Genomic DNA, 9325 nt, shown 5'->3' on the forward strand with positions numbered 1-9325 from the left:
GTCGTTCAGTGTCGCGGTCATCACGGCACCCTCCTCACCAGGCACAACGCCCGATGGGTCAGGCCGGAAACACCGTTAGATCCACACTCCCCGGTGAGCAGGGCATGGCACGGCGGCAATGTTGAGTTATCTGCACCGTCTCTTCCTCGTTGATGGCGGTGTTCAGGGCCGCGATCAAGGAGCTGGGTGTGGATCTACGGAGTCTGTTAATGGAGGGCCGATGTGGGCTTCCGCAGGTCGGTTCGGTTGTACCGAGCGGCCGGGTGCATCCGCCGGTCGTCGTCTTGGACGCCGCCGGTATCGAGGTCGAGCCCGTGGGCGCGTATCTGCGAGATTTGGCGATCGGTGATTGCAGTCGGCTGACGTGCCGTAGCTACGGTTTTGGTTTGCTGCGCTGGTTTCGGCTGCTGTGGGCGCTGGAGGTGGCGTGGGAGCGCGCGACGGAGGCTGAGGTCGCCGTCATGACGGCCTGGCTCCGGTCGTCAGCGAATCCGCAACGTCGGCGTCGTGCGCCGGGAGCGTCGGAGCCGGGCGCGGTGAACGTGCGCACCGGCAAGCAGAGTCTCCGGAGCGGCTACGCGCCGCGGACGATCAATCATGCGCTCAGTGTTGTTAGCGGCTTCTACAGCTACCACGCGCACTTCGGTCGGGGGCCGGTCGTCAATCCAGTTCCGGTCGCGTCGCAGCGACGGCAGGCGTTGGCGCACCGAAGCCCGCTGGAGCCTGTCCGGCAGCATGGTCGGGCTCGGCTGCGGCAGCGCGTCGCCGAGCAGCCGCCACGCTCGATCCCGGACCCGTTGTGGGATGAACTGTTCGCGGCGATGAGCTGTGACCGGGATCGGGCGTTGCTGGAGTTCTTCGTCTCTAGCGGTGCCCGGGCTGCCGAGTTGCTCGGCGTGACGGTTGATGACGTCGACTGGGCGGGTCAGCGGATCTGGGTGGTGTCCAAGGGCACCCGGTTGCGGCAGGTCGTGCCGGCATCTCCCCAGGCGTTCGTTTACCTGGCGAGGTACTTCGAGCAGTACGGCACGCCTGCCGCTGGCGAAGCGGTCTGGCGGACCCGGCGAGGCCCCGATCGGCCGCTGGCGTACTCGGCGTTGCGGCGGATCGTGCAGCGCGCCAATCAGCGGCTGGGCGCCAACTGGACGCTGCACGATCTGCGCCATACGGCGGCGACGCGGATGGCCAACGGGGGCACGCTCACTCTCGCCGAGGTCCAGGCCATCTTGCGGCACGCCGACATCCGGGTCACGGGACGCTATCTAGTTACCCGGGTCGAGGAGTTGTTCGACAAGCTCGCCGAGCACTACCAGCGGCCACGCCCGGCAGCCGTCTACAGCGCGGGCTACGACCCCGCCGACGTTCAGGCGGTGTTCGGTGCCTGAGACGAAGGTGACCACCGCCCACAGCCACCGCCATCACCGCCACGGCCCGCTGGTCGAGGAGCTTGGCTTCGCCAGCCGATTCGTCTCCGGCACCATGCGGGCCGCGCCAGCGGTTGCCAGCACGCCGCCTCGGCCGTTCGGTGACCTCTCCCGCGCCGCCTCCACTCACATCGCCCGTCTCGCCGGCACGTTCGGTCCGGGCGAGCAGGAGAGCCGCAAGCAGCGGCTGGCGGCCACCCGGGAGTTGTTGGAGTACCTGGTGCAATTCGCCGGAGACACCTGGCAGCAGCGGTGGGACCTCAGCCCTCTCGGGCGCGGCGAGATCAGCGCCAAGTCACTGGATGACCGCATCTCGGCCACCTATGGGCTGTCGCTCGGGGTGCGCCAACTGTTCTGCCTGCGCGTCGTGCAGCCCAGCCTGCTTGCGTTCCGTCGCCACCCGTTCTCCGGCTACAACATCCACTTCGTCGCCGCGCAGACTGATCCGCTGCTGGACCGGTACGTCGCGCACGTCAACGCCCATCCGATGTCCCACAAGCATCGCAGTAACGCGATCGCGGACCTGTGCTGTCTGCTCACCGTCCAAGGCGTCGCCCTTACCGACGTCACTGCCGAGTCGGTGCTCCACCTGGCCCACGAGAACCGCAAAGCCCGAGCCGTGGTAGCGCCCGGCAAGAAGACCGCGAACCAGTTCATCGGCCGCGGAACCTGGACCGTGCTGCATCAGATGGGTCACTTTCCACCGACCGCGCCGCAGACAATGCGCGAAGCGCTGCAACGCGGCCAGCAGACCGTCACCGAGATCATCGACCGGTATCCGATCCGCGACCAGGCCGTGCGGCAACTGCTGATCGACTACGCGACCCGCCGCCGAGCCGACACCGACTACTCCACCCTCACGACGCTGATTCTGAACCTGGCCTACCACTTCTGGTGCAAGATCGAGCAACTCTGCCCGGACCAAGCCGACCTCCGCATCGACCCCGACGTCTACGCGACCTGGCGCCAGCAGATCAACTTCCGTGACGACGGCACGCCCCGGGCCAGCGCCGACACGATCATCATCGGGGTCCGCAGTTTCTACCTCGACCTGCACACCTGGGCCGTTGAGGAGCCAGAGCGGTGGGGGACCTGGGTCGCGCCCTGTCCGGTGCCTCCCACCGACATCCGTGGCCTTGGGGCGCGGCGCCGACGGATCAACGAACGCGCCGCAGGACGCACCCGCGTTCGGCAGCCGCTGCTGCCCGTGCTCGTCGCGCACGTCGAGGCTCGCCGCGAGCACGCCGTTCGGCTGCTTGCCCACGCTCCTACCGTTCCCGACGGACAAGAGTTCAGCCTCGACGGCCGCCGCTACCGCCGCACCATCACCGACTCCGACCGCAAGCAGCTCACCGCCGGCCGCCAGGCCGCGAACAGGGCCATCGACATCGACAGCGGACGGCTCCTCAACACCGAGATCGAAGCCGAGGAAGCGTTCTGGGACTGGGCCGTCGTCGAAACCTTGCGGCACTCCGGACTGCGCATCGAAGAGCTCTGCGAACTGACCCACCTCAGCGTCCGGCAATACCAGCGGGCCAACGGCGAAGTCATCGCCCTGCTCGTCGTCACACCCTCCAAGACCGACCGCGAGCGGGTCATCCCCATGTCCGCCGACCTGTTCCACGTCATCGCATCCATCATCCGGCGACACACCAGCAGTGGGCGCACCATCCCGCTACTGCGACGCTTCGACCCACACGACAAGGTTTGGAGCGCTCCGCTGCCCTTCCTGTTTCAGCGCGGCAACGGCAGCACTCCCGCCGTCATCAGTGGCGGCACAATCCTGCTGCGACTACGCCGGGTCTGCGCGGCCATCGCCGCCTACAACCCGGCGTTCACCAATCTCCGGATCACTCCGCACGACTTTCGCCGCATCTTCGCCACGGAACTGGTCAACAGCGGCCTCCCGATTCACATCGGCGCCGCCCTGCTCGGCCACCTCAACATCCAGACCACCCGCGGTTACGTCGCTGTCTTCGACGAAGACGTCGTCCGCCACTACCAGGCCCACCTCCAGCAGCGGCGCCAAACCCGTCCCGACGACGAGTACAAGCCGGTCACGGACCAGGAATGGGCCGAGTTCGAGGAGCACTTCGAGAAACGCAAGGTCGAACTCGGCTCCTGCTCACGCCCTTACGGCACACCCTGCCAGCACGAACACGCCTGCATCCGTTGCCCGATGCTGCACGTCAACCCCAAGATGATCGACCGTCTCGGCGAACTCGAAAAAGACCTGCTCACCCGCCGCCAGCACGCCCAACGAGAGCACTGGCTCGGTGAAGTCGAAGGAATCGACTTGACCCTCACCTTCCTGCGCGCCAAGCGCGAAGAAGCCGAACGACTCAGCCGTCGACCAGTCACTCAGCTGGGCATCCCCAGGTCGAGAGGCGACAGCGGTTGACGCACCAACATCACCGCTCGGATCTTCTCGAGACCCCTGCCGCGAGCACCCTGGCCCGGCCCTAGATTCCAGCCCGCGTCGATCCCATATCGTCACCACCCCCGATGCGCCTGTCTGCGACAGCAGGGGCTGCCGCGACTCAGCGGCGATCAGGTCAGGTGCAGATAGGCGGGGCCATGGCCTCGGCCACGGCCCCGCCGCTTCAACGAGCGTGCGGTGTGACGATGACTTGGGCGCCAACGGCCACGACCTGTTCGCCAGTCAACACCGCTGGCGCCTGAAGGTGGAAGGCAGTCCCGTCGGGCAGCGGAACCTGCAGGAACCACCCGTTGAGCGTCTGCACCAGTTCGCTTTCCCTGCCGTTGACCTGCACCGTGCTCACCCGCTTCGCGCCACTTACCAAGCCCATCAGATTTCTCTCGGGAGCCTTGACGAGATTGACACTGAGCTCCTCGACGGAGTCGGGATCTCGCAGGGTCACGATCTTGCTGTCCTTGAAGGCCGCCAACCGCCATCCCGCTGGAGCGAGACGCACCTGCAACGGCACCGGCTGGGCATCATCCGCCACAGTCGCGGCCAGCGCCCGCACCGCCGCTTCACTGCCGAAGCGACCATGGCCGGTGAGCGTGACCCACTGGCCAGGCCGGCGCTGCCAACTCAGCACCACCGACGTGCCGGACTGCGCATCATGTTTGACCACGAAGCCGGGCACGCCCTGCAACGAGACGGACCGGACCCGCTCAGGCGCGTCCTGGGGCACATACCGATCGCCGACGCCGAGGTAGACATCGCTGACGCCATCAGTCGCCTGGAAGACCGCCGTCATCACCGGCCGGTCGTTGCCCTGCTCGTCGCGGGCAACACCGCCACTGAAGGTCGGCGCCGCCAGGCCAGCGGGGCGAGGCCGTAGCCCGATGGGATACACCGGCGCATCGAACGCTACGAGTTGCACGCCCGTTGGCCGGCCGGCCGGCGCGCGATGCTCCGACAAGACGACTGAACCGCCAGCCGCCGCGGCGACCACGACAGCAACGGCGAAGCCGAGGCCCACCCGCCGATGTTGAAGCGCCCAGCTCGCGCGTCTCCAGCCCCACCGACGGCGGGCCGGCGCAGCCGGGGCCATCTCGGCCATCAGTCGGTGACGAGCGTTGGACAGGGCCGCCGAAGACACCGGTGGCGCGTCCGGACCATGCTCGCGCAGCAATTCGAGATCGTTCATAGCAACTCCTCGTTGATCATCGCCGAGCTGAGAGATTCACGAGTCAGCCGTCGGGCTCGGTTCAGCCGGGACCGGACAGTGCCAACAGGTATGGCGAGCACCGCAGCGATCTCGGCGTAGGACAACCCGGCCCACGCCGTCAGCAACAACACGTCCCGGTCCCCGCGCTTCAACCGCGCCAGAGCCACCGCCAACTGCTGGCGCAGGGCCTGCGCGTCCGCCCGCTCGACGGCTTCATCGTCGCTCGACATCACATCGCTGGTGGTGGCGGCCAACCGGGCCAACATGCGGTAGCGACGCTCCTCCTGCCGCGCCTGCCGGTGCAGCACGTTCGTGGCAATGCCGTACAGCCAGGCCCGCGGATCAACGCCCTGCGATCGATAAGTCGACCTCCGCCTAAACGCAATCAGAAACGTCTCAGCCAGCAAGTCGTCAGCCGCGCTACCGACCCGGCGCGCCAGATACCGGTGAACGGCCACAGCATGCCGGTCGAACAGCGTCGCGAACCGCTCCGGACACTCGACCGACTCGCGCAACAACACGTCATCGCCCACCAACTGCGACGGTGCCGCGAGCTGCGCCGGTGGAGGCCGCTCCGATCGAGGGCCGGCCGGCTCACCCAAAGAAACATCCCTCGCTTCGTACGTTGCGCTCACACCTGCTTATGCCCGCAGAGCGCGACCGGGTTCACGACGCCGCCTACCAGAACTCCCTCGCCCGCACCGGTGCCGGCCCGGGACGCCGCAGCCGCCGCGTCGACCGTCCGTGCCTCACCAGCAGTGCCAGGCCCACGGTCACCCTCCCGCCGACATCCGGCGAAGCACCGAACACCCGCTCACGACGCCGCGCACTCACACGAGAGCGCGGCGTCTCCACGTCTGAGGAAGCCTGATGCATAACCTGATCTCCTACTTCGCGCCGTCTGATGCGGCGTTCGCGGACGTCGGCGTACCCTCGCTGCGCGGCTATTTTCAGCGGGCGATGGCGTTGAACCCGGACGACCTGTCCCCGGAGCACCTGTTCGACGTGCTCGACGAGGTCGCGGTACGGCGTACACGCCGGTTCGTCAAGAACCATTACGTCGGTGACAAGGTCGTCATCAACGGCGTCGAGAAGACGATCACGTTTCCGACGCCGCGGGTCGTGCGGGTGGACTACGACCTCGACGAGGTCCTGCCCGACGTGTTCGACGATCTTGCCACGGCGCTTGGTGCGGACGTGTCCGAGGAAGCTCTCAACGAGTCGCTTTCGGCCGGGGTGATCCTCGCTGACCCCGGGTCGGTGCTCACGATGGCGCGTTACGTGCCGTCGCGGTTCCGCATCGGCGGGCAGACCGAACAGTACGAGGCGCAGAATGCGGGGCTGCTCCGGTCGAACCTGCTGAAGCGGTTCGAGTCATCGTCGTATGCCTTTGAACGCACCGTCGCAAAAATGATCACCTCGCATGATCGGTTCCGGTCCGCGCTCGACTCCGGTCTCGTCCTCACCGGCGACGCGCTACGGGGATGGGCCGCAACCGACAGCGACGACATCGGCGAGTTCATCGATTCACTCGACGTCACCGATGGTGTTGCCGACGCGGCCGACTACGACGTGACCCGGCTTCGTGAAGCGGTAGAGGCGGACCGGGACCTCCTTGCCCGGTTTCATGAACGGGTCCGCAATGTGCGCTGGGACCGGGACCCGAAGGTCAACGCCCTGGTCGACGAACTCGCGGCGGTCAGCCGCGACGCCGAACAGGAAGGAGTCGGTGATCAGGACATCCGCAACAAGCGGAAAGTTCTCGTGTTCACCTACTTCGCCGACACCGCCGATCACCTCCGCCGGGCGCTGCACAGCCTGGTGTCCACCGACCCGCGGCTTGGCGCCTACCGGGACCGGCTGGCGGTGGTCTCCGGATCGAACAAGGCAGACAGGGCTGATGTGATCATCGGGTTCGCGCCGATGACCGCCGGTACAGGTGTCGAAGACGACACCTACGACCTGATCATCACCACTGACGTACTCGCCGAGGGGGTGAACCTTCAACAGGCCCGGCACATCATCAACTACGACCTGCCATGGAACCCGATGCGGCTCGTCCAGCGCCATGGCCGCATCGACCGGATCGGCTCCCCACACCGTGAAGTGTTCATGCGCTGTTTCTTCCCCGACGAGGACCTCGACCGGCTGCTGGGACTCGAAGAACGCCTACAACGCAAGTTGAAGCAGGCCGCCGCAGCGGTCGGCATCGGCCACGTCCTACCCGGGGTGGATCCGGTCGAACGAGTCATCACCGAAACACGCGAACGAATCCAGCAGATCCGCCGCGAGGAAGCGGTGCTGTTCGACGACGACAGCAACGCCGCGCTCTCCGGTGAGGAGTACCGGCGCAAGCTGGCCAACGCTTTCCAACACCGGGGCACCCGCGACCGGGTTATGGCCCTGCCGTGGGGCAGCGGAACCGGCATGATCCGCGATGGTGCGGAGCCCGGGATCGTATTCTGCGCCCGCATCGGCGATCACCCCAAGCCGTGGTACCGCTACGTCCCACTCAACCCCGACCTCACCGTCCAGCATGTCCCCAACGGCGACGGGGCCCAGGTCCCGTACGTGGTGGACGACACCCTGTCATGCCTCGCCCACGCCGACCCGCGGAGCCCGGAAACTTCAGCCCACCTGCCGGAGACGGTGTACCAGGCTGCGTTCGACGCGTGGGCCGCCGCCCAAGCCGACATCTACGCCAAGTGGACCGTACAGACCGACCCAGCCAACCTCGCCCCGCCGATCCCACGTGTGATGCGCGACGCCGCCGCGCTCGTCACCGAACACGGCGCCTTCCTCGGCGACGCCCAAGACCCGCTCGCCGCCCAGCTCAACGCGCCGTACGTGCTACGCATCCAACGAGAAGTGCGCCATGTCCTGAACACACCAGACACCCCGACCCGCGAGAAAATCGAAGTACTACGAGACCTCGCCACCAGGTTCGGCCTCACACCACCGCCACCCGTAGCGCCCCTACCTGCGATCATCCAGGACGACATCTACCTCGTGTCCTGGGTCGGCATCGTTCCGGCAGCGACCGCCGGTACTGGCTGACCGGCATCGGAATCTGTCTGACGGCCGATCAGGCTACAACCATCAAAGATGAGGTACTCATGACCACCACTCGGGCAGGGGGACCACCTGCCTACGTTGCCGCCCATCAGATCGCTGTCATCGACAAGCGACTACCGTTCGATCAGGCCTACTGCCTGGCGAAACTGGTTTTCGACCACTCGGGTGGCCCGGCCGTTCCCGAGCGTAGTGGGCCGGTTTCGCTCAAACTTTGCAAGGCGTTAGCGGCGGAGGACCTCGTTCTGCTGACGGGCGAGATGACCGAGGTGATGCCTGTTACCGTCCGACTGACTGTATCGGCGTCGATTCTGGACATGCTTGGTCCTCCGCCCGCATCGACAGTCATCGTCGAAGCGGGCGGGGGTGGTCGCCGCCGGAAGAAGGCCGAGTGGTTCGCCGAGGTGACCCAGGAAGGCCTGGACCTCGTCACCTCGACCATCGGTCCGGACTGAGCTCCGCTCGCGGCATCCGCCCCAACACCGACCGTGATCACGGTGGCCAGAGTGAGCAATCTTGCCGGCGACTTCGGTGGCGCGTGCGCCGCGTACGGCCGCGTCGAGGTACCGGCCGGCCCACTGTTTATGGAGTCGGAGTCGGTCAGGAATAAGGCATGGCGGCGTCAGGCTCGACGGCAGCGGTCATGAAGCTGAGCAATGACTTCTTTCTCACGTGCGGTGATGTCGCCGTCTACCGTGGCCACCCGGCTGGCGACGTCAAGGAGTTCGGTCAGGTCCCCGGGCTCGGCGTCCAGACGCTTCCACACATCGTCGGGGTCGATGTCGACAACGTTGGTTAGCTGATCATCGACCACCCCATGCAGATCGCGGACAATCCGCGCCAGGTGCTTCATCAGCAGCGCTTCATCGTCGCCGATCTTGTTGTCTGCTGTGATGACGAGCCACGCGACCCACAGCATCAGCTGCGGGTGCTGACTCCGGCTGCTCAGCCTCTCGGCGAGCTCGATCACCCGCGCCTCGTTACGGAAGACGGCTCGCGCGTGCCGGCCCGCGACCAGCGTCGTGTAGCGGTTCAGCACGACGGTGAGGGGGATACCGACCAGGGGAATGCCAACCTTGAGCCTTTTTCATCCTGATCTTGCAGGTCAGGGGCGGTGTGCGTAGCCCGGGGATCGATGAGGGCGAGGCTCCAGGTAAGACAGCAAATCGACCAAAACCCGATGCCCCG

At 66.5% G+C, this 9325-nt stretch carries 7 protein-coding genes; 4 read left to right on the plus strand and 3 right to left on the minus strand.

The features are described 5' to 3' along the window. Positions 1-152: 152 nt before the first annotated feature. Positions 153-1385, plus strand: a complete 1233-nt coding sequence (locus V6U77_RS28950) for a tyrosine-type recombinase/integrase (RefSeq protein WP_334609926.1) — start codon at positions 153-155, stop codon at positions 1383-1385. After that, positions 1378-3825, plus strand: coding sequence for a tyrosine-type recombinase/integrase (locus V6U77_RS28955; RefSeq protein WP_334609927.1), 2448 nt, complete (start codon positions 1378-1380; stop codon positions 3823-3825). Before V6U77_RS28950 ends, V6U77_RS28955 begins: the two co-directional genes overlap by 8 nt. Before the next feature lie 202 nt (positions 3826-4027). Here V6U77_RS28955 and V6U77_RS28960 read toward each other — a convergent pair whose 3' ends face one another. Together V6U77_RS28960 and V6U77_RS28965 are read right to left on the minus strand one after the other, a co-directional pair. Then, positions 4028-5044 carry a hypothetical protein gene (locus V6U77_RS28960; RefSeq protein WP_334609928.1) on the minus strand — a complete coding sequence of 339 codons (1017 nt, stop codon included), beginning with the start codon at positions 5042-5044 and terminating at the stop codon, positions 4028-4030. Then, positions 5041-5598 carry an RNA polymerase sigma factor gene (locus V6U77_RS28965; protein WP_334609929.1) on the minus strand — a complete coding sequence of 186 codons (558 nt, stop codon included), beginning with the start codon at positions 5596-5598 and terminating at the stop codon, positions 5041-5043. The genes V6U77_RS28960 and V6U77_RS28965 overlap by 4 nt, the downstream gene beginning before the upstream one ends. A 337-nt stretch (positions 5599-5935) precedes the next feature. On the opposite strand from V6U77_RS28965, the gene V6U77_RS28970 reads away from it, so the two are divergent. Continuing rightward, positions 5936-8122, plus strand: a complete 2187-nt coding sequence (locus V6U77_RS28970) for a helicase-related protein (RefSeq protein ID WP_334609930.1) — start codon at positions 5936-5938, stop codon at positions 8120-8122. Positions 8123-8181: 59 nt separating this feature from the next. After that, entirely contained in the window at positions 8182-8592 is a 411-nt protein-coding gene (locus tag V6U77_RS28975) for a hypothetical protein (protein WP_334609931.1), read from the plus strand. A 167-nt stretch (positions 8593-8759) separates the two neighbouring features. Here V6U77_RS28975 and V6U77_RS28980 read toward each other — a convergent pair whose 3' ends face one another. Continuing rightward, positions 8760-9176 carry a hypothetical protein gene (locus tag V6U77_RS28980; protein WP_334609932.1) on the minus strand — a complete coding sequence of 139 codons (417 nt, stop codon included), beginning with the start codon at positions 9174-9176 and terminating at the stop codon, positions 8760-8762. Positions 9177-9325 lie beyond the last annotated feature (149 nt).

This window comes from Micromonospora sp. CPCC 205546 (assembly GCF_036902715.1).
Lineage (GTDB): Bacteria > Actinomycetota > Actinomycetes > Mycobacteriales > Micromonosporaceae > Micromonospora.

Excerpts from the sequence above, each read along its gene's own strand:
- V6U77_RS28950 (WP_334609926.1), top strand. The coding sequence starts at position 153 with ATGGCGGTGTTCAGGGCCGCGATCAAGGAGCTGGGTGTGGATCTACGG.
- V6U77_RS28960 (WP_334609928.1), bottom strand. The coding sequence starts at position 5,044 with ATGAACGATCTCGAATTGCTGCGCGAGCATGGTCCGGACGCGCCACCG.
- V6U77_RS28970 (WP_334609930.1), top strand. The coding sequence starts at position 5,936 with ATGCATAACCTGATCTCCTACTTCGCGCCGTCTGATGCGGCGTTCGCG.
- V6U77_RS28975 (WP_334609931.1), top strand. The coding sequence starts at position 8,182 with ATGACCACCACTCGGGCAGGGGGACCACCTGCCTACGTTGCCGCCCAT.